The organism is Flavimaribacter sediminis (assembly GCF_019492055.1).
In the GTDB taxonomy this organism is placed as follows: domain Bacteria; phylum Pseudomonadota; class Alphaproteobacteria; order Rhizobiales; family Rhizobiaceae; genus Flavimaribacter; species Flavimaribacter sediminis.
The window spans coordinates 1,405,062-1,430,832 of the sequence record NZ_JAICBX010000002.1 but is presented as its reverse complement, the minus strand read 5'-3'; the positions used below and the strand labels follow the sequence as shown (position 1 = coordinate 1,430,832).

29 protein-coding genes and 1 tRNA gene are annotated in these 25,771 nt (G+C 60.2%); 14 read left to right on the top strand and 16 right to left on the bottom strand.

Translation table 11 applies throughout. The features are described 5' to 3' along the window. Positions 1–10: 10 nt before the first annotated feature. The 4 genes from K1W69_RS14970 to K1W69_RS14960 all read left to right on the top strand — a co-directional run bounded on the left by K1W69_RS14970 (position 11) and on the right by K1W69_RS14960 (position 1,880). Complete coding sequence (locus tag K1W69_RS14970) at positions 11–304, top strand: YciI-like protein (protein WP_220229112.1); 294 nt, start codon at positions 11–13, stop codon at positions 302–304. Positions 305–312: 8 nt separating this feature from the next. Continuing rightward, positions 313–741 (top strand): EVE domain-containing protein, encoded by a 429-nt coding sequence (locus K1W69_RS27075; protein WP_258571050.1) that lies wholly within the window; start codon positions 313–315, stop codon positions 739–741. Beyond that, positions 738–1,403, top strand: coding sequence for a class I SAM-dependent methyltransferase (locus K1W69_RS14965; RefSeq protein WP_370688264.1), 666 nt, complete (start codon positions 738–740; stop codon positions 1,401–1,403). Before K1W69_RS27075 ends, K1W69_RS14965 begins: the two co-directional genes overlap by 4 nt. Before the next feature lie 69 nt (positions 1,404–1,472). After that, positions 1,473–1,880 carry a DUF1761 domain-containing protein gene (locus K1W69_RS14960; protein ID WP_220229110.1) on the top strand — a complete coding sequence of 136 codons (408 nt, stop codon included), beginning with the start codon at positions 1,473–1,475 and terminating at the stop codon, positions 1,878–1,880. A gap of 6 nt (positions 1,881–1,886) precedes the next feature. On the opposite strand, the gene K1W69_RS14955 is transcribed toward K1W69_RS14960, so the two are convergent. Next, positions 1,887–2,447 (bottom strand): L,D-transpeptidase family protein, encoded by a 561-nt coding sequence (locus tag K1W69_RS14955; RefSeq protein WP_258571049.1) that lies wholly within the window; start codon positions 2,445–2,447, stop codon positions 1,887–1,889. Positions 2,448–2,615: 168 nt separating this feature from the next. Here K1W69_RS14955 and K1W69_RS14950 point away from each other — a divergent pair, with 168 nt between their 5' ends. Both K1W69_RS14950 and K1W69_RS14945 read left to right on the top strand, forming a co-directional pair. Beyond that, positions 2,616–3,299 (top strand): response regulator transcription factor, encoded by a 684-nt coding sequence (locus K1W69_RS14950; RefSeq protein WP_220229109.1) that lies wholly within the window; start codon positions 2,616–2,618, stop codon positions 3,297–3,299. Between the two features lie 76 nt (positions 3,300–3,375). Next, on the top strand, positions 3,376–3,849 hold the full coding sequence (locus tag K1W69_RS14945) for a cyclic nucleotide-binding domain-containing protein (protein ID WP_220229108.1): 474 nt from the start codon (positions 3,376–3,378) through the stop codon (positions 3,847–3,849). Positions 3,850–3,862: 13 nt separating this feature from the next. Here the strand turns inward: K1W69_RS14945 and K1W69_RS14940 are convergent, their stop codons facing one another. The 6 genes from K1W69_RS14940 to tesB form a co-directional block, all read right to left on the bottom strand. Then, positions 3,863–4,681 (bottom strand): exodeoxyribonuclease III, encoded by an 819-nt coding sequence (locus K1W69_RS14940; protein ID WP_220229107.1) that lies wholly within the window; start codon positions 4,679–4,681, stop codon positions 3,863–3,865. Between the two features lie 155 nt (positions 4,682–4,836). Then, positions 4,837–5,508, bottom strand: a complete 672-nt coding sequence (locus tag K1W69_RS14935; protein WP_370688248.1) for an outer membrane lipoprotein carrier protein LolA — start codon at positions 5,506–5,508, stop codon at positions 4,837–4,839. Positions 5,509–5,600: 92 nt separating this feature from the next. Continuing rightward, entirely contained in the window at positions 5,601–8,237 is a 2,637-nt protein-coding gene (locus K1W69_RS14930) for an FtsK/SpoIIIE family DNA translocase (RefSeq protein ID WP_220229105.1), read from the bottom strand. A 210-nt stretch (positions 8,238–8,447) separates the two neighbouring features. Then, positions 8,448–9,809 carry an ammonium transporter AmtB gene (locus K1W69_RS14925; RefSeq protein WP_220229104.1) on the bottom strand — a complete coding sequence of 454 codons (1,362 nt, stop codon included), beginning with the start codon at positions 9,807–9,809 and terminating at the stop codon, positions 8,448–8,450. Positions 9,810–9,828: 19 nt separating this feature from the next. Further along, on the bottom strand, positions 9,829–10,167 hold the full coding sequence (locus K1W69_RS14920) for a P-II family nitrogen regulator (protein ID WP_220229102.1): 339 nt from the start codon (positions 10,165–10,167) through the stop codon (positions 9,829–9,831). Between the two features lie 310 nt (positions 10,168–10,477). Then, a complete protein-coding gene (gene tesB, locus K1W69_RS14915) occupies positions 10,478–11,350 on the bottom strand; it encodes an acyl-CoA thioesterase II (RefSeq protein ID WP_220229101.1) in 873 nt (290 codons plus the stop codon). A 163-nt stretch (positions 11,351–11,513) separates the two neighbouring features. Between tesB and K1W69_RS14910 the strand changes: the two genes are divergently transcribed. From K1W69_RS14910 to K1W69_RS14890, 5 genes are all read left to right on the top strand, one after another. Then, the gene (locus K1W69_RS14910; RefSeq protein WP_220229372.1) at positions 11,514–12,740 is read left to right on the top strand and encodes a ubiquinone biosynthesis hydroxylase; all 1,227 of its coding nucleotides are present in this window, start codon (positions 11,514–11,516) and stop codon (positions 12,738–12,740) included. Between the two features lie 106 nt (positions 12,741–12,846). After that, the gene (locus tag K1W69_RS14905) at positions 12,847–13,488 is read left to right on the top strand and encodes a TetR/AcrR family transcriptional regulator (protein WP_220229100.1); all 642 of its coding nucleotides are present in this window, start codon (positions 12,847–12,849) and stop codon (positions 13,486–13,488) included. Between the two features lies 1 nt (position 13,489). Then, the gene (locus K1W69_RS14900) at positions 13,490–14,446 is read left to right on the top strand and encodes an HlyD family secretion protein (RefSeq protein WP_220229099.1); all 957 of its coding nucleotides are present in this window, start codon (positions 13,490–13,492) and stop codon (positions 14,444–14,446) included. Further along, positions 14,436–15,377, top strand: coding sequence for an ABC transporter ATP-binding protein (locus tag K1W69_RS14895; protein WP_220229098.1), 942 nt, complete (start codon positions 14,436–14,438; stop codon positions 15,375–15,377). Before K1W69_RS14900 ends, K1W69_RS14895 begins: the two co-directional genes overlap by 11 nt. 4 nt (positions 15,378–15,381) lie before the next feature. After that, complete coding sequence (locus K1W69_RS14890) at positions 15,382–16,512, top strand: ABC transporter permease (RefSeq protein ID WP_220229097.1); 1,131 nt, start codon at positions 15,382–15,384, stop codon at positions 16,510–16,512. Positions 16,513–16,525: 13 nt separating this feature from the next. On the opposite strand, the gene K1W69_RS14885 is transcribed toward K1W69_RS14890, so the two are convergent. From K1W69_RS14885 to K1W69_RS14865, 5 genes are all read right to left on the bottom strand, one after another. Then, positions 16,526–17,104: a TetR/AcrR family transcriptional regulator gene (locus K1W69_RS14885; protein ID WP_220229096.1), complete on the bottom strand. Its 579-nt coding sequence runs from the start codon at positions 17,102–17,104 to the stop codon at positions 16,526–16,528. After that, entirely contained in the window at positions 17,101–17,301 is a 201-nt protein-coding gene (locus K1W69_RS14880) for a Trm112 family protein (RefSeq protein ID WP_220229095.1), read from the bottom strand. The genes K1W69_RS14885 and K1W69_RS14880 overlap by 4 nt, the downstream gene beginning before the upstream one ends. Positions 17,302–17,314: 13 nt before the next feature. Beyond that, the gene (locus K1W69_RS14875; RefSeq protein WP_220229094.1) at positions 17,315–17,989 is read right to left on the bottom strand and encodes an LON peptidase substrate-binding domain-containing protein; all 675 of its coding nucleotides are present in this window, start codon (positions 17,987–17,989) and stop codon (positions 17,315–17,317) included. A gap of 112 nt (positions 17,990–18,101) precedes the next feature. Continuing rightward, positions 18,102–19,085 (bottom strand): thioredoxin, encoded by a 984-nt coding sequence (gene trxA, locus K1W69_RS14870; protein WP_220229093.1) that lies wholly within the window; start codon positions 19,083–19,085, stop codon positions 18,102–18,104. A 152-nt stretch (positions 19,086–19,237) separates the two neighbouring features. Beyond that, a complete protein-coding gene (locus K1W69_RS14865) occupies positions 19,238–19,747 on the bottom strand; it encodes a prolyl-tRNA synthetase associated domain-containing protein (RefSeq protein WP_220229092.1) in 510 nt (169 codons plus the stop codon). A gap of 193 nt (positions 19,748–19,940) precedes the next feature. Between K1W69_RS14865 and K1W69_RS14860 the strand changes: the two genes are divergently transcribed. After that, a tRNA-Gly gene (locus tag K1W69_RS14860) sits at positions 19,941–20,015 on the top strand. 483 nt (positions 20,016–20,498) lie between these two features. Here the strand turns inward: K1W69_RS14860 and K1W69_RS14855 are convergent. From K1W69_RS14855 to K1W69_RS14845, 3 genes are all read right to left on the bottom strand, one after another. Continuing rightward, the gene (locus K1W69_RS14855) at positions 20,499–20,906 is read right to left on the bottom strand and encodes a DUF421 domain-containing protein (protein WP_258571047.1); all 408 of its coding nucleotides are present in this window, start codon (positions 20,904–20,906) and stop codon (positions 20,499–20,501) included. Positions 20,907–21,312: 406 nt separating this feature from the next. Then, positions 21,313–22,413: an AI-2E family transporter gene (locus tag K1W69_RS14850; RefSeq protein WP_220229090.1), complete on the bottom strand. Its 1,101-nt coding sequence runs from the start codon at positions 22,411–22,413 to the stop codon at positions 21,313–21,315. 259 nt (positions 22,414–22,672) lie between these two features. Next, positions 22,673–22,894: a hypothetical protein gene (locus K1W69_RS14845; RefSeq protein WP_220229089.1), complete on the bottom strand. Its 222-nt coding sequence runs from the start codon at positions 22,892–22,894 to the stop codon at positions 22,673–22,675. A gap of 378 nt (positions 22,895–23,272) precedes the next feature. Here K1W69_RS14845 and K1W69_RS14840 point away from each other — a divergent pair, with 378 nt between their 5' ends. Beyond that, on the top strand, positions 23,273–24,157 hold the full coding sequence (locus K1W69_RS14840; protein ID WP_220229088.1) for a D-alanyl-D-alanine carboxypeptidase family protein: 885 nt from the start codon (positions 23,273–23,275) through the stop codon (positions 24,155–24,157). Positions 24,158–24,210: 53 nt separating this feature from the next. Beyond that, entirely contained in the window at positions 24,211–24,615 is a 405-nt protein-coding gene (locus tag K1W69_RS14835) for a thiamine pyrophosphate-dependent enzyme (protein ID WP_220229371.1), read from the top strand. A 70-nt stretch (positions 24,616–24,685) separates the two neighbouring features. On the opposite strand, the gene K1W69_RS14830 is transcribed toward K1W69_RS14835, so the two are convergent. Then, a complete protein-coding gene (locus K1W69_RS14830) occupies positions 24,686–25,711 on the bottom strand; it encodes an NAD(P)H-dependent flavin oxidoreductase (protein ID WP_258571046.1) in 1,026 nt (341 codons plus the stop codon). Positions 25,712–25,771: the final 60 nt, after the last annotated feature.

The window sequence follows — 25,771 nt, the reverse complement described above, 5'->3', positions numbered from 1 at the left end:
AGAGGACATCATGTTTTATGCCCTGATCTGCAACGACAAACCCGATCATCTCGAACTGAGAATGGATACGCGGCCCGACCATGTGGCCTATCTCGACGGATTGAAGCAGAGCGGCGTGCTGAAAATCGCAGGGCCCTTTCTTGATCCCGACGGCAAGCCGTGCGGGAGTCTTCTGATCATCAAGGCGGACGACGCAGACGCCGCGAAGGCTGTCGCCGACGGCGATCCCTACGCAAAGGCCGGGTTGTTCGAAACCGTCGACATCAGACCCTATAACTGGGTCTTCAACAATCCGGAGGCTTAGATCCGTAAATGGCGTACTGGCTGTTCAAATCCGAACCCTTCAAATGGTCCTGGGACATGCAAAAGGCGAATGGAGACGCCGGGGAAGAGTGGGACGGGATCCGCAATTATCAGGCGCGCAACAACATGCGCGCCATGAAAATCGGCGACAAGGGGTTTTTCTACCATTCCAACGAAGGGCTCGAAGTGGTCGGCGTCGTTGAGGTCTGCGCGGAGATCCATCCCGATTCCACCACGGACGACGAGCGTTGGGAATGCGTGGACATCAAGGCCGTCTGCGACATGCCGAAGCCCGTCACCCTGCAGGACGTCAAGGCCAATCCGAACCTGGCCGAGATGGCGCTTGTGAAATCGACGCGGCTTTCGGTGCAGCCGGTGACGGAAACGGAATATCTGGAGGTCTGCCGCATGGGCGGGCTGGACAATCCTCCGAAATAGCGCCGGAGCGAAACAAGATTGTGAAGGATCGGCGGCAGTTCATCCTCGAGAATACAGGGATCGTCCGGCCGCCGCACGTGCCGGAAATAGCCCTGCATGTCGCAACCGAAGCTTTCGATCTCTGGTACAAGACGGAAGAAGAACTGGAAGCGGCCGGTCTGCCGCCGCCCTACTGGGCCTTCGCCTGGGCCGGCGGCCAGGGACTGGCGCGCTACGTTCTCGACAATCCCGACTGCGTGGCGGGACTTTCGGTGCTCGATTTCGCCAGCGGATCGGGCCTGGTGGCGATCGCAGCGGCAATGGCGGGCGCAAAGACCGTAACCGCGTGCGAGATCGACGCGTGGGCCTGTGAAGCAATGGCCATCAACGCCGCGCTCAACGGTGTGACCTTCGATATCCAACAAGGCGATATCGCCGGAACCGATGGAGGCTGGGACGTGATCCTTGCCGGCGACGTGTTCTATGAAAAGGCGATGGCCGACCGACTTGCGCCCTGGTTCGCGACGCTGGCCGCACGTGGCGCGCGCGTGTTGATCGGCGATCCGAAGCGGGCCTATTGTCCGGTCGACAGGCTCACGCTGCTCGCCACCAGCACAGTCCCGGTCAGTCGCGAACTGGAGGATCAGGAAATCAAGAATACGAATGTCTGGCGATTTTCCTGAATGGTGGCGCCCGGTCGAGCCTCCAGTCTATACTGGACGCCATTCACATAATCGGTCAGGAGCTGCATCATGGTGTTCGCCGGCATGAACTATCTCGCAATTCTCGTCGCAGCCATCGCGGCGTTTCTGATCGGCGGCGCCTATTACGGCGTTCTTGGAAAACCGTGGATGAAGGCGGCGCGGATCGATCCCAAGGACGCCAGAATGTCGCCCATGCTGTTTGTGATCTCCATTCTGAGCGAACTGGTCATGGCGTTCTTTCTCGCCGGCGTGATCGGACATCTCGGCGACGGGCAGGTGACGCTCTGGAACGGCGTCGTGTCGGCCTTCTTCATCTGGCTGGGCTTCGTGCTCATGACGATGATCGTCAATCACCGATACCAGGGCTTCAACTGGGACCTGACGCTGATTGACGGCCTGCACTGGTTGCTGGCGATCATCGCCATGGGCGCGATTATCGGCTGGTTCGGGGTCTAGAGCCCGTCAGGGCATGACGATGACCGCAGTACCGCGATGCACGCGCTCAAGCATCCAAACCATGTCGCGCAGTCCGACGGCGACGCAGCCTTCGGTTGGTCGCTCCGGATCGGCTTTCAGGTGGAAAAAGATGGCGCTGCCCATATTCCTGCGCCGCTCCCGCACATTATAGTCCATCACAAGGCATATATCGTAGAGGCCGTCCTCGCGCATCATCTGCTCGCAGCCGCCCGAAAAGGGAAGCGTGACCGGCCGATTGTAGGACGCATTGCCGCTGTCATCGCACCAACCGAGAGACGCCGTGATTGGCTTCATGACAAGGCGCGTGCGCGGCCTCGGCAGACGGTCGGCGCGATAGAAGCCATAGAGCAAGGACATGCGTGCGATCGGCGTGGCGCCGTCGCCTTCCCGTTTGAGCAGGGCGCGGCCTGATCGACCCATAGAGGCGGAAAATACCCGCCCTCCAACGTTCACCAGCGCCCGGTCGTCGTCTCCCGGAAAGCCGCGCACCGTAATTGCGTCTATCCCGTGGCCTTTGCGGTGATTCCTCATTACACTGTTAATCATGATTCTATTCTGCACCTTCGGATCACAAATATGCCTGCAATCCATGTAACTAAGCGTTTTTTTGCGCTGCGGTACAGAGAAGCTTTTGCTTCTTCAATCCTTTTCAGGATGCAGACAGGTCCTATGTAACGGTCCAGACGCAGGTTGCGATCGCATTGGAGGTAGTGAATGACGGCCAGATCCATTCTTCTCGTTGATGACGACGACGATCTGAGAAACACGCTCGTGGAGCAGCTCTCTCTCTACGAGGAGTTTTCCATCAGCCAGGAGACCACGGCCGCCAAGGCGGTCCAGACGGCGCGCAACGACCATATCGACCTGCTGATCATGGATGTGGGCCTGCCCGACATGGACGGCCGGGAAGCGGTCAAGCTCCTGCGCAAGGGCGGATTCAAGGCTCCGATCATCATGTTGACGGGCCACGACACCGACTCCGACACGATACTCGGTCTGGAGGCCGGGGCGAACGACTATGTGACGAAGCCCTTCCGCTTCGCAGTTTTGCTCGCCCGCATTCGGGCGCAGCTTCGCCAGCATGAGCAGAGCGAGGACGCGACTTTCACTGTCGGTCCGTACACTTTCAAGCCGAGCCAGAAACTGCTGATCGACGACAAGGGCGGCAAGATTCGCCTGACTGAAAAGGAATCCGCGATCATCCGCTATCTCTACCGCGCCGACGAAAAAGTCGTCACCCGCGACGTTTTGCTGGAGGAGGTCTGGGGTTACAATTCCGGCGTGACCACCCACACGCTGGAAACCCACGTGTACCGCCTGAGGCAGAAGATCGAGCGTGATCCCTCCAATGCGGAAATTCTTGTCACCGAAAGCGGCGGCTATAAGATCATTCCGTGAGTCGATATCGCGAGCAATCAGTTTGCCAATCCGGTCCGCGACTCGTATATCCGGAGGCCGGGGGTGAGCGACACGCATGGCACTGAATACCGAAATCGCGTTTCTGTCCAAGATTCCTTTGTTCGAAGGTTTCTCCGAGGAAATGCTTCGGCTGTTGGCTTTCGGATCTGAACGGCGCACGATCGAGCAGAATCGCTATCTGTTTCATGAAGGCACGGCGGCGGACTGCGCCTTCGTGATCGCGTCCGGCCGTTTCGAGCTGACGCGGAAGGATCGCAAGGGCAAGCCTCGCGTGGTCGGCGAAGCAATGGCGGGCGATCTGCTCGGCGAACTCGCCATCATTTCCGCAACGGAACGCAAGCTCACCGCGCTGGCGCTTGAGAACAGCGAAACCTTGCGCATCAGCCGCCCGATGTTTCGGCGCATGATGGAGGAATATCCCCAGATCGCGACGCTTCTGCGCCGTCGCATCAACGCCAACCTGGCGACCATGCTGCACAGCATCAACGCGTTGTCTCCGCAATTCGACAACGACAACAACAAGAGCTGAGACGACTGGCTCTTCAGGCCCCCGCCATATCGAAATGCGCGAACACCGGAACATGATCCGACGGCCGCTCCCAGCCGCGCGCATCGCGCAAGACCCTGATATCGCGCAGCCGCGGCGACAGATCGCCTGACGACCAGATATGGTCCAGCCTGCGTCCTCGGTCGGCGAGCGCCCAGTCCTTCGCCCGGTAGCTCCACCACGTGTAGATCTTTTCTTCCGGCGGAATATGCTGGCGCATGAGGTCCACCCAGCCGCCGGTCTCCTGCAGACGCAAAAGACCCTCGGTCTCGACCGGCGTATGGGAAACCACGCGCAGGAGCTGCTTGTGCGACCAGACATCGGTTTCCAGCGGAGCGATGTTGAGATCGCCGACGAGAATCGAGGAAACACCGTCTCCCCGCTCCATTTCGGAGTGAAGCTGCTCCATCTCCTCCAGGAAAGCCAGTTTGTGCGCGAATTTCGGATTGATCTTCGGATCGGGCTCGTCGCCGCCGGCCGGAACGTAGAAATTGTGAATTCTGATCCTGCGGCCATGCGCATTGACGATGGCCGAAATATGCCGCGTGTCGCCGATATCGCAGAATCCGATCCGGTCAACCAGTTCGAGCGGCAGTTTCGAGATGATGGCGACGCCGTGATAGCCCTTCTGACCGTGTATGGCGATGTGCTCGTAACCGAGCTTCCTGATCTCCGACAGCGGAAAATTGGCGTCGGGACACTTGGTTTCCTGCAGACAGAGAATATCAGGCGCTTCGGCTTCGAGCAGCGTCTTTACAAGCGGCAGGCGCAGGCGGACCGAATTGATGTTCCATGTCGCGAGGGAAAATTGCATGCGGCGGGTCTCTTGTCGTGCATCGGCCGCAGATCGGCCTTTTCAGGCCAAGCACATGCCACAAAGAAACCCGATGGGCCACCCCGGCGGCCGGCGATTCGTCGGCTGTCTAACGGATATTCAACGACCGCCGCCGGAATGCGTCGCTAAGGCGCTCAACGGTCGCCGCGCGAGGCGTAGACTTCGTTGTAAGGCACTTCGAAAACGCTGTCGGCGAATCGCACGCCCGTCTGGACTTCGAAGATCATCACGGTCGTGTCCTTGCCCTGGGAATCCGTGATGGTCCACTGGCGCAGGTCGTAGGTTTCCGTGTCGAACATCATCGTGATTGTCGAATTGCCGAAGATCGAGCGATCGCCGAGGACAACCGTCGTCAGGTCCGTGTCGACATTGACGGACTTGACCATGGCGCCGCCGAGATCGATCCGCTCGCCAAGCAGAAGCTTGAGCGGCGTTTTCGACAGCGGATAGATGTCCCAGGTCTTCAATTCGCGATTGCCGATGACCACCGACTTGCCGTCGGAGATCACGCGGACCGGCGAAGGATCTTCATAGTTGAAGCGCAGCTTGCCGGGACGCTCGATAAAGAATTTTCCGCCGATCTGCTGGCCCTTGGGTCCGAACTGGACGAACTCCCCGGTCATGGTCTTCACGCTGGAGAAATGGTCGGCGATGCTGCGGGCGATGTCGTCGGACGCCGCGGCGACGCTGGCCGCCAGGCTGCCAATGGCCACGACGCCGGCGGCGGCCGCCATCTTCAGGGTCGTTGCAAATCGGCGTTTGGTTTTCACCATGTCATTCATCCGTTTGGTTCGTTGCCGGAACATCCGCAAACCCGTCTGGGCAGGAAGTGCGGCGTGAGTGTGACGCGTGACTGTCCATCTATATAGTCGGGAACGGGCGCCGAAACACCGGCGACCTACATTTTATCTTCTTCCGTGGGCACGAGGATTTCGCGTTTGCCGGCGTGATTGGCGGGACCGATCACGCCCTCGTCCTCCATCCGCTCGATGAGCGACGCCGCGCGATTGTAGCCAATGCCGAGCCGGCGCTGGATATAGGAGGTCGACGCCTTGCCGTCGCGCAGAACGACGGCGACCGCCTGATCGTAGGGATCGTCCGAATCTTCCATATTGCCGACGCCGCCGGAGCCGCCCTCGCCGCCGTCCTCGTCGTCGTCTTCGGTGATCGCGTCGAGATATTCCGGCACGCCCTGGGATTTCAGGAAGCCGACGATGTCCTCCACCTCGTTGTCCGAGACGAAGGGGCCGTGCACGCGCTGGATGCGGCCGCCGCCGGCCATGTAGAGCATGTCGCCCATGCCCAGGAGCTGTTCGGCGCCCATTTCGCCGAGAATGGTGCGCGAATCGATCTTCGAGGTGACCTGGAAGGAGATGCGCGTCGGGAAGTTCGCCTTGATCGTGCCGGTGATGACATCGACCGACGGTCTTTGCGTCGCCATGATCACGTGAATGCCTGCAGCGCGCGCCATCTGCGCCAGACGCTGCACGGCGCCCTCGATATCCTTGCCGGCGACCATCATCAGATCTGCCATCTCGTCGATGATGACGACGATATAGGGCATCGGCGACAGTTCGAATTCCTCCGTCTCGTAGACGGCCTCGCCCGTATCTCGATCGAACCCGGTCTGCACGGTCCGCGTGATGGCCTCGCCCTTCTTCAGCGCCTGTTCGACGCGGTTGTTGAATCCGTCGATATTGCGCACGCCGATCTTGGACATCTTCTTGTAGCGGTCTTCCATCTCCCGCACCGTCCATTTCAGCGCGACGACCGCCTTCTTGGGATCGGTGACGACCGGCGTCAGGAGATGCGGAATGCCGTCATAGACGGAAAGCTCCAGCATTTTCGGATCGATCATGATCAGGCGGCACTTCTCCGGCGGCAGCCGGTAGACGATCGACAGGATCATCGTGTTGATGGCGACCGACTTACCGGAACCGGTGGTGCCGGCCACGAGCAGATGCGGCATCTTCGCGAGATCGGCGATCACGCCCTCGCCGCCGATGGTCTTGCCGAGCGACAGCGCCAGCTTGGCCTTCGAGGTCTCGAAATCGCGGCTCGACAGGAGCTCCTGGAGATACACCGTTTCGCGGCTCTGGTTCGGCAGTTCGATGCCGATCGCATTGCGCCCCGGCACCACGGCGACCCGGGCCGCGATGGCGCTCATGGACCGCGCTATATCGTCGGCGAGGCCGATGACCCGCGACGACTTGATGCCCGGCGCTGGCTCCAGTTCGTACAGCGTGACGACCGGACCGGGCCGGACCTGGATTATTTCTCCGCGCACGCCGAAATCCTCCAGCACGCCTTCGAGCATGCGGGCGTTCTGCTCAAGCGCATCCTGCGACAGGCTCGGATCCTTGGCGATGCTTTTCGGCTCATTGAGCAGGTGCAGCGGCGGAAGCTGGAAGCCGCCGGACTTGATGAGCGAAGCCTGGGCCTCCTTGTTGACGCGTGTTCCCTGCTTCGGACGCTTCATTTGCGAGATCAGGGCCGGCCCTTCGGACGCCTTGCGGGCGGGTGCGGTCTGCGGCGCCCAGTCGGACACCGGATCATAGTCCTCTTCGGGGCGCTCGCGGCGCGCCCTGCCGCCGGGCTGGCCCGGATCGTTCGCTGCCCGCCACTGATCCGAACGGGCCGGCGCAGGCGCATCGTCGATAGATGACTCGTCGTCGAACATGGAGAATTCCGGCTCGATCCGCTCGTCATTATTGAGTCGGATGAAATCATCCTCGTTGAAATCGTAGGGCGCGTCGGGGTTACTGTTCCAGGGTTCGGCCGCGCGACCGCTGATGCGGCGGTATTGCGCCCTCAAAAGCAGGAAGAGATGCGTGGATCCGCCGAGTATATGGGAAGCGGCGCGGAACAATGCCGAACCGCCGTCATCCTCGTCTTCTTCATCGCGCTCATCGACGTCCGCGTCACGACGCGCCGGGCGAGGCCTGTCGACCGCAAGCGGCCGCGAGACCAGCAATGCGCCATAGAGCAGAAGCCAGATCGCCGGGAAGAACAGGGCGACCGCCAGAACGGCGGCGAGAATGCCGGACGGATAGTCGCCAAGAAAGAATGCTGGCAGGTTGAGCACCATGTCGCCAAACACGCCGCCAAGCCCTGTCGGCAGGGGCCAGCCGCCGGGCGACGGCATGCAGGCGAAGAAACCGGCCGCCAGCAGCGACCCGCAGAACCAGGCGATGAGTCGCTGCGGTATGCGGTCGATCGACCAGTTACGGACGAAATACAGGCTCCACATGACAAGCGGCAGCAGCGAGACGATCGCCGTCAACCCGAGAAACTGCATCATCAGATCGGCAAAAACCGCGCCCGGATATCCGAGGATGTTCGTGGGCGCCTTTCCGGTTGCGTAGCTGAGACTCGGATCGGAGACATTCCAGGTGGCGAGCGCCGCAACGGCGAGCGCCAGCAGGCAGGCGACCAAGGCGCCGGCGAGCATGCGCATCGGTCGGCGCAAGAGCTCAGGCACCCGGAAACCGGAAACGAGTTGACCACCAAGAACGATCGGATTGCTGGTTTGCATCACTTGTCTCTAAACTCGATATCAAACGGAGCGCGACCACCCGCAGGCGGCCGTCATCGAGAGCAAGTCTAGCGCCGGTGAGTTAATGCGGCATTAACCATGCCACGTTTCGAACGCGCACACGGCCTGACAAAACGTCAGATGGCTTAACCAAAAGAAATCGGGGCCCCGAAGAGCCCCGATCGTTGTTTTCTGAATGTGATCCGGAAATCAGATCTTGGTGAATTCCGGATAGGCTTCGACGCCGATCTCGCCCTTGTCGAGACCGTCCATCTCCTCTTCCTCGCTGACGCGCAGACCCATGATTCCGTTCAGGATCAGCCAGACGACGCCGGAAGTGACGATCATGAAGACAGCGACGATAACGATCGAAGCGACCTGACCGTAGACGGTTGCGTCTTCATTGGTGAAGACCACGGCGAAAGTGCCCCAGATGCCTGCAAGCAGGTGAACCGGGATCGCGCCGACGACGTCGTCGATCTTCAGCTTGTCGAGCAGCGGCACGGCGAAGACCACGATAACGCCGCCGATGGCGCCGATGATGGTGGCTACGCCAAGGCTCGGCGTCAGCGGTTCGGCGGTGATCGAAACGAGACCCGCGAGGGCGCCGTTGAGCACCATCGTGATATCGACCTTCTTGTAGAGGATCTGGGTCAGGATCAACGCAGCGATAGCGCCGCCGGCAGCCGCCGTGTTGGTGTTCGCGAAGATGCGCGACACGTCCGCTGCGTCGCCAACCGAACCCATGGCGAGCTGGGAGCCGCCATTGAAGCCGAACCAGCCGAGCCAAAGGATGAACGTTCCGAGGGTTGCGAGCGGCATGTTGGAGCCCGGCATCGGATGCACCTGGCCGTCAACATATTTGCCCTTGCGCGCGCCAAGGATCAGGGCGCCGGTCAATGCGGCCCAGCCGCCGACCGAATGCACGACCGTCGAACCGGCGAAATCCAGGAAACCGAAATCGGCGTCAAGGAAACCGCCGCCCCACTTCCAGGACGCCTGGATCGGATAAAGAATACCCGTCAGGATAATGGTGAAGATCAGGAACGGCCAGAGTTTCATGCGTTCGGCAAGCGTGCCGGACACGATGGACGCCGTGGTCGCGCAGAACATCAGCTGGAAGAAGAAGTCCGAACCGGTGCTTGCGTAATCAAGAGCATCGGCTGCGTCGGGCGCTACGCCGACAGGTTCCAGCGTCGCAACGCCAAAGGCGCCGAGTACGCCGGGGATCGTCCAGGCGTCGCCCGGATACATCAGCATATAACCGATCAGGTAGTACATGATCGCCGCAATCGAAAACAGTGCGACGTTCTTGGTGAGCTGCATGGAAACGTTCTTCGAGCGGACGAGACCGGCCTCGAGCATTGCGAAGCCAGCCGCCATCCACATCACCAGGAAGCCGGAAACGACAAACAGCAATGTGTTGAGAATATAGACGGTATGGACCGGAACCTCGGTCGCCGCGACGGCAACCTCGGGAGCAGCGGCGGTATCCTGCGCCAATGCCGGAAGCGCCATTGCGCCGAGCATCAGCAGCGCTGAGCCAGGCTGCAAGAGGGTTTTGATTTTCATGTGTTTTTCTCCTGTCAACTTACAGCGCATCCGCGCCGGTTTCCCCAGTGCGGATACGCATGACCTGCTCCAGATCGCAGACGAAAATCTTTCCGTCGCCGATCTGTCCGGTCTTCGCTGCACTTGAAATCGCTTCGATTGCCGCGTCCGCCAATTCGGCTGACACTGCGACTTCGATTTTCAGTTTGGGTAGAAAGGCCACCGCATATTCGGTGCCACGGTAAATTTCCGTGTGGCCTTTCTGGCGGCCGTATCCCTTGACTTCGGTCACTGTCAGTCCCTGAATTCCCACTTCGGTCAGAGCCTCTCGCACCTCGTCCAGTTTAAACGGCTTGATGATTGCCATTATTATCTTCATCCGGATTCCATCCTTGTTTTTCGGCGGTCACGAATTGTCCGGTTTCCAGCCGCAGACTGGGCGGCAAACGATCCCGGTACTCATTTCGCACTCTCGATCCCGCTTGGCGCAACAGGATTGCGGGTGCAATCTGACGACGACCGCCACGCAGACGATCATCGTCATGCACCAGACGATTCAAGGATTGTGCCAATTCGGAATCGGCATACCTAATAGATTGTAATAATTATGTGATTCCACACGCGCTCAGAGAGTGCGCTGAACTCTTGTGCAGCATATGCACAAAAATTAGGCAGCCATTGAGGAACTCTTAAGACTGACGCGGCTGGCGCTGTCGAATCAGGCCTTCCTGCGCAACCGATGCGATCAGACGACCGTCCCGGCTGTATAGGCCGCCTCGCGTCAGTCCGCGCGCCCCGATTGCGTTGGGACTGTCCTGCGCGTAGAGCAGCCAGTCGTCGAGCATGCAGTCCCGGTGGAACCACATCGCGTGATCGAGGCTCGCAGCCTGGATTCGATTGCTGAAGATAGAAACGCCGTGTGCAAACAGGGATGTGTCCAGCAGCGTCATGTCCGAGAGATAGGCGAGCACGGCCGCCCTGATGCGACGGTCGTCGGGAACCGCGCCGGTGGTGCGCACCCAGATATTCTGCAGCGGATCGAGCTTCTTGTCCGACACGTAATGCGTCAGCGACAGGGGGCACATTTCGATCGGCCGCTCCCTTTCCCAATAGCGGCGGACATTCTCCGGAGCAGCGTGCAGGAACTTCTGCTTCAGTTCATCGAGGCTGACCAGGTCTTCCGGCGTCGGCACTTCAGGCATGTCGATCTGATGATCGAATCCGGGTTCGTCGATCTGGAAGGAAGCCGACAGGGAAAAGATCGCCTCGCCATGCTGTATGGCGACGACCCGGCGGGTCGTGAAGCTCGATCCGTCGCGGATCCTGTCGACATTGTAGACGATCGGCACCGATGGATCGCCAGGCAGCATGAAATAGGCGTGCAGAGAATGGACGAAACGGTCCTCCTGGACGGTGCGCTGTGCTGCAACCAGCGCCTGCGCGATCACCTGGCCGCCGAAGACGCGCTGCCATTCGTCCTTCGGACTGACGCCGCGATAAAGATTGTGCTCTATGCGCTCGATATCGAGAAGGTCGAGAAGCGCGTCCATTGCCTGGGACATGATGTTTCTTTCCGGTGTGTCGTTTGCAGAAGGGATTCGCGCGCGACAGTCTGCCTGTTTCCGTATTCCTGCGCATCCCCTATATGAGGGGACACAAGGGGTCGCATATCGCATGATGACGGCGATCCCGCAATCGGAAGACGGATATTCGGGATACGAGACAATGGCCGACGCGACACTGGACATTCTCATTGGCGGGGGCGGTTATGTCGGCCTCGGCGCGGCTGTCGCCATCAAGGACGCGGCGCCGCATCTGACCATTGCGCTCGTGGACGCAGCGCCCGAAGGCGTGTGGATGAAGGATCAGCGTGCTTCGGCGATCGCCGCCGGCGCGAGCCGCATGCTGGACCGGCTGCAGATCTGGGACGCCATACTTCCGGATGCGCAGCCAATCAACGACATGGTGGTCACCGATTCACGAACCAGCGACCCTGTGAGGCCGGTCTTCCTCACATTCGGCGGCGACGTCGAGCCCGGAGAGCCTTTCGCCCACATGGTTCCGAACAAGTCGCTCGTCGGAGCGCTGCGTCAGCGCGCGCAGGACCTTGGCGTCGAGATACTGCAGGGGGAGACGGTCGAGGATTTCACCCGGACCGGTCCGCACGTGGACATCACGCTCGGCAGTGGCGCGAAACGACGCGCAAGACTGCTTGTGGCGGCGGACGGCGTTCGGTCGGGCCTGCGCGACAAGGCGGGCGTCAAGACCGTGCATTTCGACTACGGCCAGTCCGGCATCGTGACGACAGTCGCCCATGAACGGCCGCACGGGGGCCGGGCGGAAGAGCATTTCCTGCCGGCGGGCCCCTTCGCCATCCTGCCGCTCAAGGATAACCGGTCGTCGCTGGTTTGGACGGAACGCACACGGGAAGCGGAAAATCTTCTCAAGGCGGACGAACTCGTCTTCGAAACCGAACTCGAACAGCGTTTCGGCCACAAACTCGGTACGATCGAAGTCGTCGGGGGTCGGCGCGCCTATCCGCTTGGCCTGACGCTCGCGCGCGAATTCGTGCGGCCGCAATTTGCGCTGTGCGGCGACGCTGCCCACGGCATCCATCCGATTGCGGGACAGGGCCTGAATCTGGGTTTCCGCGATATCGCCGCGCTCGCAGAGACCGTCGTCGAGGCGGATCGTCTGGGTCTGGAGATCGGGTCCCTTGCCGTGCTTGAGCGCTATCAGCAATGGCGACGCTTCGACACGTTCCGCATGGGCGTGACCAGCGACGTCCTGAACCGGCTGTTTTCCAACGACCACGCCCCTGTCAGGGCCGTCCGCGATCTCGGCCTCGGGCTGGTCGACCGCATGCCGGGACTGAAGTCGATGTTTATCCGCCAAGCTTCCGGTCTGCCGGGACGCGACGGACCGCGCCTGCTGCGCGGCCAGCCTATCTGACGCCATTCCCAAGGACTTTCGCCTGACCGCGCCTGTGGGCCGGCGTTGACTCTCGTCGTAGCCGATATTAAGTAAATGACTGGTCATTTACTTAATGGAGCAGTTCTTGCCAGGCGAACCCGAACCAAAATGGCGCCGCCGCGCCGAGGATCGGCCCGACGAAGTGCTTGACGCAGCGCTGTCGCAGTTCGTCAGCCGAGGATTCGCCGCGACAAAGGTCGAGGACATCGCACGCGAGGCCGGCCTTTCGAAGGGTGCGATCTATCGTTATTTCGCGAGCAAGGAAGACATCCTGGAATCGCTGATCCGACGCGCCATCGTGCCGATCGCCGAGCGCGTGTCGGAGCTGGCGAGGACGTCGACGGGCGATCCCGTCGAAGTCATACGGTCGATGATGTCGGTGGTGATCGTCAATATCTCCGATCCGAACACGCTGGCGATCCCCCGCCTGGTGCTGCAGGAATCCGGAACTTTTCCCAAGCTCGCGGAAATCTATCGGCGCGAGGTGCTCGACCGTGGCGTCTCGGCGATGGAAACGCTGATCGAACGCGGCGTCGCCGAAGGGTATTTCAGGCCCGTCCAACCGCGCTTTGCGGTCAGAAACGTGATTGGCCCCTTCATTGCGCACGTTCTGCTCGTCCAGGTTTTCGGAATGGAAAGGCGGCCTGAGGAAACGATGGAAGCGTTTCTTGAGAGCCATCTCGACATTCTCATGAACGGTCTGTCGAATAAACCGGAAGGCGCTTGAGATGGACAAGATCTATGCCGGCATCGTCGCCTTCTTTGCGGGTCTTTGGCCCGGCGGCAACGCTGCGGACAACGCCGCATGGTTCGGCTATGTGGAAGGCGAATACGTGTATGTCGCAGCACAGGCGAGCGGCGTCCTGGAAACGCTCGCCGTGGCGCGCGGCGACGCAGTGACCGCCGACACGCCGCTTTTCGACCTCGACCGCGACAAGCAGGAAAACGCCCTTGCCCAGGCCAGGGCCGAGCTGGTTTCGGCTCAAAAGGACCTCGAAGACGAAACCACGGGCAAACGGCCCGAGGAAATCGCGGTCATCGAAAAGCAACTCAACAGCGCAAAGGCTGATCTCGAACTGGCGAAGGCGTCGTATCTGCGCGCCAGCGAACTGGAGAAACGCAACGTCGTCGCCACCAGCGAACTCGACAGACGGAAGGCGGAGCGCGATGCGGCGGACGCCGCCGTGGCGCAACGCATGGCGGAGCTGGACGTGGCGCGCCTGCCCGCAAGACAGGCTGAACTCGACAGGGCGCGCAGCGCCGTGGACAAGGCGAAGCTCGCCGTCGAACGCGCCGACATCGACCTGGGCGAACGCATGGTGACAGCGCCTGCGACGGGCTATGTCGAACAGACCTACTATCTTCCGGGCGAATTCGTGACCGCCGGCGCGCCGGTCGTCTCCATCCTCCCGCCCGGAGAGGTGCGCTTCCGCTTTTATGTTCCCGAACCGCAGCGGGCGGCGATCCGGATCGGCATGCCGGTGGAAATCTCCTGTGACGGCTGCGGCGAGCCGGTCAAGGCGCACATTTCCTATCTGTCGTCTTCGGCGGAGTTCACTCCACCCGTCATTTACAGTCTCGATGAGCGCGCCAAGCTTATCTTCCTGGCCGAGGCGCTGCCGGACGAGCAGACGGACCTGCTTCCAGGCCAGCCCATCGAGGTCAGGCGGACCGATGAGCAATGAGCCGAACGTCATAGAGGTCAGCGGCCTCAGCAAGCGTTTCGGCGACAAGACGGTCGTCGATGATTTTGCAATATCCGTGCCGAAAGGCGCGATCTATGGCTTTCTCGGACCGAACGGCAGCGGCAAGACCACAACAATCCGCATGCTGTGCGGCCTGCTGACGCCGGACGCCGGATCCGGGAGCTGCCTCGGCTTTGACATCCTTCGACAGTCGGACCTGATCAAGGAGCATGTCGGCTACATGACGCAGAAATTCTCGCTCTATTCCGACCTGACGATCCGCGAGAATCTCGATTTCATGGCGCGCATGTACAAGGTCCCGAACCGCCGCCAGAAGGTCGACGAGGCGCTGAAGGACCTCGGCCTCCACAACCGGTCGAGCCAGCTTGCCGGAGAGCTGTCCGGCGGCTGGAAACAAAGGCTGGCGCTGGCCGCCTGCCTTCTGCACAAGCCGGACCTCCTTCTGCTCGACGAACCGACCGCCGGCGTTGATCCGAAAGCGCGTCGCGACTTCTGGGACGAGATCCGCCGCCTTTCCGACAATGGCGTGACTGTTCTGGTCTCCACCCATTACATGGACGAGGCGATACAGTGTCACAACATCGCCTATATCGCCTATGGACAAAAGCTGATCGACGGGCCGGCCACGGCGATTCCGGATATGGTCGGGCTGCATACCTGGCGCGTCGAGGGTCCGGATCTCGCCGAACTCGAGCAGACCCTCAAAGGCCTGGACGGAGTGGAACAGGTCGCCCGCTTTGGCTCCGCGCTGCACGTCTCCGGCACCGACCGCGAGGCGCTGCGCAGAGCCGTCGAGCCCCTTCTTAAAAACACTGCCTGGCAATGGACCGAGCAACCGGCCGGGCTGGAGGAAGTGTTTATCCATCTTATGGCTGGCTCCACCGACAATTTCGCGGGCGCGGAGGCCTGAGCAGATGGCCCTTTCCGCAAGCCGGTTCATGGCGATCCTCAACAAGGAGTTCATCCAGATGCGGCGCGACCGCATGACATTCGCGATGATGATCGCGATACCGATCATGCAATTGCTGCTCTTCGGCTATGCGATCAATTCCGACCCGCGTCACCTGCCTTCGCTCGTGGAGGTTCACGAAAGCGGACCGTTTACCCGCAGCTTCATCTCGGCGATGCGGATTTCGACCTATTTCGATTTCCGGGGCACGGTCGGCAACGCCCACGAGGCCGACCATGCACTGAAATCCGGCCGCGCCGCCTTCGTCGTCACCATTCCGGAAAATTTCGAACGCGACATCATCCGTGGGCGCATGCCCTCTTTGCTGGTGGATGTCGACGCCTCGGACCCGGCGACCGCCGGCGCGGCCACCAGCGCCCTGACCCGGATCGCCGCCAATGCGGTTCAGGATCTGGCCATCGGGCCGCTGAGCTATCTTCAGCCGGAACCCTCAGCCTTCGAGGTGATCGCCCACAAGCGCTACAATCCGGCCGGAAAGACCAGCTACAACATCGTTCCGGGCCTGCTCGCGATCATCATTTCCATGACCATGGTGATGATCACTGCGATCGCCATCGTGCGCGAAAGCGAGCGCGGCACCATGGAGACGCTGCTCGCCACTCCGGCCCGCGCCCCGGAGGTCATGCTCGGCAAGATCATCCCTTACGTGCTGATCGGCTATGTGCAGACGCTGGTCTTCTTCATTCTGGCGTTTCTCGTCTTTGGCGTGCCTTTTGAAGGCCGGGCGCTGCCGTTTCTCATCGGGCTGAACCTGTTCATCCTCGTCAACCTGGCGCTCGGCTTTCTCTACTCGACCATCGCCAAGAGCCAGATGCAGGCCATGCAGATGTCGTTCTTCTATATGCTGCCGTCGATCCTGCTGTCGGGCTTCATGTTTCCCTTCGCAGCCATGCCCGGCTGGGCGCAGGCGATCGGCACGATCATTCCCACCACCCATTTCAATCGCATTATCCGCAAGGTGATGCTGAAGGGCGCTGGTCTGACCGATATCGCGCCGGACCTGAGGGCGCTCGTGATCATCGTAACCGTCGTCACCATCATCGCGATGCTGCGGTACCGTCGCACGCTGGACTGACGCGGCGACCTGCCTATTGGTAATTCGACTGGAGCAGCTTCTGTTCGGCGCGGCGCATCGCCTCCGCCAGGATCGTCGGATCCTCAAGCGCGTGGGCGAGCGCAATGCCGCCCTGCCATTCGACGATGATTTCGCGCGCGCGGGATAGCGCGATGGAAGGCCGCGCGCCGGTGCGTTGCAACTCCCGCCCGATGAAGCCGATCAGCAATTCGAAAGCGCTCGCCGCGCGCCTTGCCGCGGCGGGCGCCGCCTCACTGAAGTCCCGCGCCGCAAGCGCGATCGGACAACCGCGCTCGACCCGGCTGCGATTGGATTCCGAAAGCCTTCTGATCAACGCCTGAACGCGGCGACGCGGATCGGCTTCCGCCTGGGCCACCTCCCGAAGCATGGTTTCCGTTTCCGCGACGAAAATGTCGGCGACGCCGGCGGCGATGTCCTGCTTGGTCTTGAAATAGTAGTAGACGTTGCCGAGCGGCACGTTGGCGTCTGACGCAATGTCGGCAAGGCTGGTGTTGCCGAACCCCTGGCGCCAGAAGCGGTTCGCCGCGGCCGCCAGCAGCTGGCTGCGCCGCAATTCGCCGCGCTTGCTCACCCTTCGTCCTCAAGTTGACGCGCCTCGGAGGGAAGCATGATTGGAATTCCGTCTCGAACGGGATAGGCGAGTTTCGCCTTTTCGGACACAAGCTCCGCCGCATCGCGATCGTAGCGGAGCGGCCCCTTGGTCAACGGACAGACGAGAATATCGAGAAGCTTGCGATCAATCTCCTGATCATCATCCTCGTCGCTCATCGCCTCTTCCATCCTACTGCAACAGGGTTTCGTCGTCGCCGTCACGCGCGAGCGCGATTTCTGTCATGGCGATCAGCGTTTCCGCCCGCGTCTTCAGATCGGGCGCTTCGAGCAGCGCCTGTTTCTCGGCGGGTCCGTAGGGCGCCATCATCGACATGGTGTTGACCAATGTCGTGTTGCTCGCCTGCTTGACGCTTTCCCAATCGGCCTCGAGCTGGTTTGCCTCGAGATAGGTTTTGAACGTGTGGAGCAGAGCCTTGCGATCCACGTCGTCTGCGCCGGCGTCATCGGCCAGGTCGCCAATAAATGGCGCGATCCGGCCACGCCGATAAACTTTCCTGCTCGCCGTTTCCTCAAGCAGACGAAAGCGGCAAACGCCGATCAACGACATGATGTAGCGGCCGTCTCCGGTTTCCGTGAAAGACGTTATGCGCCCAATCGTGCCGACTGTGCACAGGGGCGGATGCTCTATGCGATCGACATCGCCTTCAATATCGAAACGCGGCTGGATGATCGCAATCAGCCGATCGCTCGCAAGAGCGTCGTCGATCATGGAAAGGTAGCGCGGTTCGAATATGTTGAGCGGCATCTGACCGCAGGGGAGCAACAAGGCTCCTGACAACGGGAACAGCGAAACCGTTTCGGGAAGGTCCTTTTCCGTCCGGTAATGTCTGTTGCCTGCCCGCAAAACATCCTCTGGATTTTCTTCAATACGGTCGCGCCGGGCTTTCCGGGCGACCGCAGGATATTAAAACAATGTGGCTCTTACCGCGCAATTCTCAAGGGGCGCGGGGCGAGCCTCACGAGAACATCAGCGACGACAGTTTGCGCCGGGCGGCGAGCGTCGCCGGATCGGTCGGCCCCCACGCCTCGAAGAAAGTCAGCAACTGCTTGCGCGCGCCGTCATCCTCCCAGGCGCGATCAGCTTTCATGATATGCAACAGAAAATCCGCAGCTTGTTCGCGTTCGCCTTGAATGTTGAGGATCTTGGCCATGTCGAAACGCGCCTGGTGATCGTTCGGGTCGGCGTCGAGACGGGCTTGAAGCGCCGTCGGATCGCCAAGGTTCGCCACTTCCTCTTCCAGTTTGAAACGAGCGACGATCGCCGCAATTTCCGGCGTCTCTTTCTGTTCGTCGGTCAGATCCTCGAGCATGGCCTTCGCGCGATCCTTCTGATCGGCGGCGATCAGGCATTCCATCATGCCGGCGAGCGCCTTGGCGTTTTCCGGCTCCTGCTGCAGAACGGCGCTGAAGACCTGGGCGGCGGCGTTCACGTCGCCTGCTTCCATCGCCGCGCGGCCCTGTTCAAGGATGGCGTCGAGATCCGGCCCTCCGCCGCCTCCGTGCTCCTGTATTTGTTTCTCGATGAACTGGCGTATCTGGCTTTCCGGCACGGCGCCCATGAAAGCGTCCACCGGCTTGCCGCCCGCGAAGGCGACTACGGCCGGTATGGACTGAATGCCCATCTGGCCGGGAATCGCCGGGTGCTCGTCGATGTTCATCTTGACGAGTTTGACGGCGCCGCCGAAACTCTGCACAACCTTCTCGATGATCGGGCCAAGCTGCTTGCACGGACCGCACCACGGCGCCCAGAAATCGACCAGCACCGGCTGGGTTTCCGATTCTCCGATCACGTCGTCGCGAAAAGCGGCCGTGGTCGTATCCTTGATAAGGGCGCCTCCGCCCGCCGGCGCCTGCTGCACGGCGCCGCCCGCGTCGAAATTCACCGTTCCGCTCATTTGGCCGCCCATCGAGCCGCCATAGGGATTGTCACCATTCTGCATCGTGTCCTCCGGTGTCTACCTGTCCGGGTCGCCGGTTGCGCGTCGTGTCAAAGCGAAGGGATACGGGATCCCGGTATTGGTCCGATCGCCTGTCCGGCTCGTTGTTCTCGTGATCTCTTATGCCGCCCGAAGCCCGTGTTTCGCAAGTTTTTTCAGGAAACCGCGACAATAAGCGGACTGTGCCCGGTCGATTCGAGGAAACGCACGAGGTCGTCGCGGGCGATCGTGGTGGTCGCGTCGTTCCTGAGCGGATGCGCGTTGATCATGTCATGCTCCATCAGCGACCGGTCGAGCACCACCTGGACGTGACCGGCGTCGTCGTTGATTGCGCCGAACGCCGTCACCGATCCGGGAACCACGCCAAGATACTCCATGAGCTTGTCCGCGTTGCCGAAGGAGACCCGGCCCTTCGCGCCGATCAGCCTGTGGATTGTCTTCAGATCGATTTCGGCGTCCTGCAGGGCCGTGACGAGGAAGTAGCGGCCCTTTTTGTCCTTCAGGAACAGGTTCTTGGTGTCGCCGCCAGGCAGCTTCATCTTCACATTCTGCGACTCGGCGACTGTGAAGACCGCCTCGTGTTCGTGCGTGCGATGGGAGATGTCGAGACTGTCGAGATATGCGAACAGGTCGTCCGACGTTTTCGGCTTGGCTTCCGCCGACATTTTTAACCTCCGCTCAAGGATCTGACGGCTGTGTAGATAGGCGCAGCGGCGGCCGAGCGCAACCACCCGAAAGAGCGCGGCGATGTTTCATTTTCCTGTTGCATTTGGCGAAGGCTTGCGCCATATAGCGCCGGTCGCAAGAAATTGCGGCGTGACCCGGTCGCAGCGTATTACGCGGTCGCGACGAAGCCAAGCGGGCGTAGCTCAGGGGTAGAGCACAACCTTGCCAAGGTTGGGGTCGTGAGTTCGAATCTCATCGCCCGCTCCAATTTCCTAAATACTACCAATAGATTGCGGGTGCTGCCCCATTCGAAAAACGAGTTGTGGAATCTCGTGAAGTCACCATGTAGTCGCCGTTCATCCATGCGAATCTTCGGTAGCTGCTCCTGAACAACTCTCGTCCTTTGCCTGATCCTCGGAATACGACCGCGATATTCGGCCGGTACGCGATCGAATACCGGATCGACGGCGATTGCCCCATATTCGATCCGCCGCTAACTTCGGTGAGTTTGAACCCATCGATAACGGCATCGGTAGTCCGTGATTTTAAGAGCATGATCTCCCGGTGACCAGAAAGCCAAGTGAAGGCCGCTTTTTCTGACATACCGAGCAAGCTGTCTTCCAGTTTCAGTTTCACGAAGTTTTTTTAAAAGATTTGATCCGACCCCAAACGTTGGCCATCCGATTCTGATAAATCCTGCGGCGCTTCAGGCTGTGCTTTTAAGCCGGGAGAGCTGTTGAAGTACCTTAGTCAACTGTCTGCGGGAGACCGGACCGATCTTATGAGGTCTTTATCCATTTCCTTGCCATGAAGCACAGAAACGTCACCCGTTGTTTCAAGCACCACGGCGCGGACGTCGGAAAGACGCAACACATTGGCTTCGCGCAATTTGGCGAAAAGATCATCTTCAGAAACCCGGGATTTTCGCAATGCTTCTTCAAGCACGACGCCATTACGCATAAGCAGGATGGGTTCGTTCTGTATAACCTTTTCGATCGTGCGCGAAGCTTTCCGCAGTCGGGCGACGATATGTTGGAATGCGAACAACGCAGCCATGGCGATGGCGACCTGAAGGAAGTCGGTCCATTCCGTCACCTGCGACCCGCCGGCTACGAGCGACCCCATCGCAACCGTCATGATAAAATCGAAGTTAGTCATTTTCGACAGGGACCGGAGTCCGTTCACTCGTATCAGCAAGATTACCCAAAGCAGCGACAGCGAGGATAGAATCGCTCCGCGCGAGACAGCGTCCAACGTGGCGTCAGCCGTGAACATTTTTTTCCTCCAGCTTCTGGCGCAGTGGCAAGTCCTGCCCCCCGCCTGGTTTTCGATTTCCTTGCATCAACTGAGACTTCCGCCTTTGTCACTACATGCGGGAGGGTTGCGCGGCGGTATTTCCATCGCCCCTGGCGCATTCCGTTCGGGAACTTCCGGAAAAATCCGTCATACCCAGGCTACCTATTCACCCGTCCTTTCAAACGTCGTCGTTCAGGTTTACCTATCGTCGTCAATGCGAGTGGTCAGATGGGTTAGAGAACAGAAACCCAGGTACTGCCTATCGTCGCTAGCTCTGGGCGGGCTGATTCCGACTGGCGGACATTGGCTGGACATACAGTCGCAGGATGAAGACACGCACCACGGCAGCAAGCGGTGTCGCCAACGCAAGGCCGTATATGCCGAACAACAGACCAAGGATGATCTGGCTGGCGAATAGAAATGCCGGCGGAACCGAAATGGCGCGCTTCTGAATGATAGGGGTCAGAATATAGCTTTCCAGCGTCTGTACCAGAAGGTACACGCAAAGAGCACCGATCACACCCCAAAGGCCGAAGGCCAGGCTTGCAAGGAGGATGGCGATGCCGGCAAGCAACGGCCCCAGTGTGGGAACAAATGCGAGAAGTCCTGCCTGCAAGCCAAGAATGACCGCCGGCTCTACCCCTACGAGCGTTAACCCGAGCCAAACGAAGACACCAATCAGCAGCATCGTAAGCGACTGACCCAACAGCCAGCTCCTAAGCGTCTCGCCGGATTCATTGAACACTTCGCGCAAGGGTTCACGCTTGGCTGGCGGGAAGAGCAGGAGAACGGCATCTCGATAAGCGTCAGGCTTCAGAGCCACAAACAATCCCAGGAAAATGATAATGAGCGCATCGCCAAGAACGCCCAGCACCATCGCGATAGCCGTCCATGCCTGACCGAAGATTCCGCCGACGCCGGGCAGCACAGACCGGATCGTCGGCGCGGCGTCCGGGTTGTCTGGCTGCGTTCTCTCACTGCCGTCGGAACTGTTGTCGCCGAATGGAAGCGTTATCCCGCGCTCGCCGAACCACGCAAGCACCTGGTTAGCCTGATCTTCCAGCGTTGTTGCAAGCTCGCTTCCCTGGGTGGCAATTGCCGTGCCTCCCCAGGCCAAAGCCCCGATAACGATTATGGCGAGCAAGGTGCAGACAATTGCAAGCCTCACCAAGCGCGGCCCTCCGACAACCCCGCCAAGCAAGCGCGTCATGGCGTCCAGGAAAGCTGCGAACAGCAACCCTGCGAAGATCAACAGCAATGCGTCGCTCACCAGCCAGCATATGACAAAGCCGGCAATCGTGAAAGCGGTCGTGACGATCGCATAGCGGACCAGTGAACGCGGATTCTCATCTGTCTGCCGTGAGGTCATACTCTGTCCATCCGATGCGAACAAAAGATCGTTGAGTGAAACCCGAAGCCATCACAAGCGAGGGCGATACTCGCTGTAAATATCGTCTTCATTGGTTCCCTTCACTCAATCTGCATTCTTGGAATAACCACGTGTTGTGCCCGCTCGAAACGGCAAGCTTACATTTATCCAGGCGACAAGAGACCACAATGCATTCGGATACTTCTGTCTCTGTCGGTAATGAGATTTGCGTAAGATGATTTTCCGATGCACTAATCAGTCATTCAGCGAGACTGCGTTGTTTAAACGGTTTGTAGTGCTCCACAGTTCCAACGTGGTGCAAAAACCATCTGCCACCGAGCGACTGCTTCGCCGAGACGCCGGTACATGAAAAGGCAATTGCCGCCCGAATGATACGGGTCAGATTGTACGGCGAAGGTGGGGTCCATTTGGGAAGGGCGGTTTCGCGCGCAATTTCGACCTTGGTGATATCAGCGAACATTGGCGCTTGCGGCCCATTGCCCGAGCGATGATCCTACCGACGTGGTCATCTGCTATGAACCCCTTTCAGCCATAGAGCAGGGCGAGGAGCGGATTCGGTCCTGGGGTAGACATTCTACGGTGGCTCTCATAGTCAGAAGCTATTCGTAAAAATGTTCAGAGCTGATAAATCGCAAGCATCCAATGCATTGGATGCTCGACAGGTTCCCGGGGAGGACCGGCAAAAGAAGGCGAATGAAAGAAACGCAACTTGTCTGTAAGCCAAAAACAAGGCTCCTACACCTGGACGGCGTCAGGCTGTATCAAACCATCGCATTAGTCGTCGACAAAGGAAATAAGTGAATTCATTATGCGACCGATAACAGTGCGTGGAGTACCCATGATCCGCCCGTTCCGGATGATCACCGCAGTTACCTTTCTCGTCGTGGCCATTGTCGTTTCCGGCTGCCAGTCGCAGGGGAGCGGCGAGGTTCCCGCATCGCTCGGTATCCCGCTCGGGGCTCCTTCCGTCACACCGGTCGCCTATGCCCCCCAGCAGCCCGTCGCTCGCGCCAAATCCGCACTGGTGGTCGATGCCACGACCGGCAGGGAACTCTATGCGGTCGATGCCGACGCACCACGCTATCCGGCATCGCTGACCAAGCTGATGACGCTCTATATCCTGTTTGACGAGATCAAGGCGCGCAGGCTGACGCTCAACACGCGGTTGCCCGTCTCGGCCGAGGCGGCGTCGCAGCCGCCGGTTCGCATCGGAGTTGAAGCCGGCACGACGATCACCGTGCAACAGTCGATTCGGGCGCTGGCGGTGAAATCGGCCAATGATGTCTCGGTGGTGGTGGCCGAGGCGATCTCCGGTTCAGAAGAAGCCTTCGCGGTTCGCATGACAGATCAGGCCCGCACTCTCGGCCTTTCCGGGACCCGGTTCGCCAATGCCAGCGGCCTTCCGGGGGCCGCCAACGTCACCACCGCCCGCGACATGGCGAAGCTGGCCCTAATTATGAAGCAAAGGTTTCCACAATACGGAGCCTATTTTAGCGCACAAACGTTCACCTACGACGGACGGACGTTCGAAGCGACCAACAACCTGCTTGGTACGGTCCCCGGTGTCGATGGCATGAAGACCGGATACATCCGGGCTTCCGGCTTCAATCTGGTGGCGACGGCGAGCCGTGGGCGCCGCAAACTTATCGTCGTCGTGATCGGCGGCGCCAGCAAGCAGGCGCGGGACGCCGAAGCGACCGCGCTGATCGAGACCTATTCCTGAGGCCATTCCAAGGAGAGTTAACACGTGCGACGAGTCGACGTTGTTGATTTCCACTGACAACCCGTTTTTATGGTCGTTTCCCGGACGAACTACTCAACGGCGACGGTTCCGTGCTGACCAATCTCGGAACGCTGCCGACTATCGCCAACAACGTGGCGGACAATCTCATCCTGCTCATCATCGACAATGGCAGCTATGGCTCGACCGGCGACCAGCCGACATACGCCGGCAGGAAGACGTCGCTTGCAGCGGTGGCGAAGGCCTGTGGTTGCGAAAACGTGGTTGAATACAGGGCGGAAGAGACCGCAAATGTTCTGCGTGAAGCGATCCTGTCAGAGCAAATGACGATTATCGTTTCAAAATGCGAATCCGGCAATGCGCCGGTCTGTGTCATTGAACTTGACCCGGCGGTCATTCGCCATCGCTTCATGCAGGAAGTGGCCGCACGCAACGACTGACAGCTCGCGGCGTCAACGCCCAGGCGGCGCGCCTCGAAGGCGCCAGACGCAGCCGCCTCAACTACGCCCATCAACCGCCATTCAGCCGTTTCAGTATGGATGCGGCGTCCGCCATCATCTTGGCGATAATCTCTCCCGCCGGCTCGACGGATTTGACGAGGCCCACGCCCTGACCGGACAAAAGCGGCATTTCGTCAAAGTCGCCTGTCGTGGCTGGCATCGGCACGAAGTTGGTGAATTTGCGAAGCGGAACGGCGTCGGGGCCGAGCTGCGTTTCACCGACCAGAGGCTGGTCCGAGGTGTCGTCAGGCGCCTCGTTCTCGCGGCCCTCATATTCCGCGACGACGCGGTTTCGCAGAACCCGCATGGGATTGAAGGCTTTCACTTCCGGCCCGAAAATGCCGGTGCGGACCGTATCGGTTCCGGCGGCGTTCACCAGCCTTGATTTGTACTCTTCGTGCGAGAACGCCTCGTTGCTGGCGACCAGGCGCGTGCCGACCCAGACGCCATCAGCGCCGAGGCTGAGCGCCGCCGCCACGCCGCGACCGTCGGCGACGCCGCCCGAGGCCAACACCATTGTCCGGTCGCCAACCGCGTCGACAATGGCCGGCACCTGGGCGAAAGTGGGCAATTCGCCATAATTGTGGCCACCAGCCTCCGATCCCTGGGCGATCACAACATCGACGCCGCTGTCGGCCGCCACTATCGCCGCTTTGACCGATCCCACCTGCTCCCAGACCTTGCAGCCCGCCGCATGCAGCTGGTCGATGAACGCCCTGTCGGGATTGCCCCAGTGAAACGAGACCACAGGCGCCTTTTCTTCCGCGCAGACATCGATATGGGCCTGTTCAACGAAGATGGTGATAAAATTGATATTGAATGGCTTGTCGCCGACCGCGGCGCGGATGCCAACAATCATCTGCCGCAACAATTCGGGCGGCATCAGACCGACGCCGAGCGCTCCGACGCCTCCGGCATGGCAGACAGCGATGCACAGATCCGGCGTCATGCCGGCGAAAGCCATGCCGGCGCAGGCGAAAGGATGATCGACGCCGTAACTTTGCGAAAATCGGGTTGAAAGGACATTTTCAGGCATGAAAGGCTCCTTTATCGGCTAATATGTCCGCAACTCTTGCGGTTGCGCCGGGTCAATTCT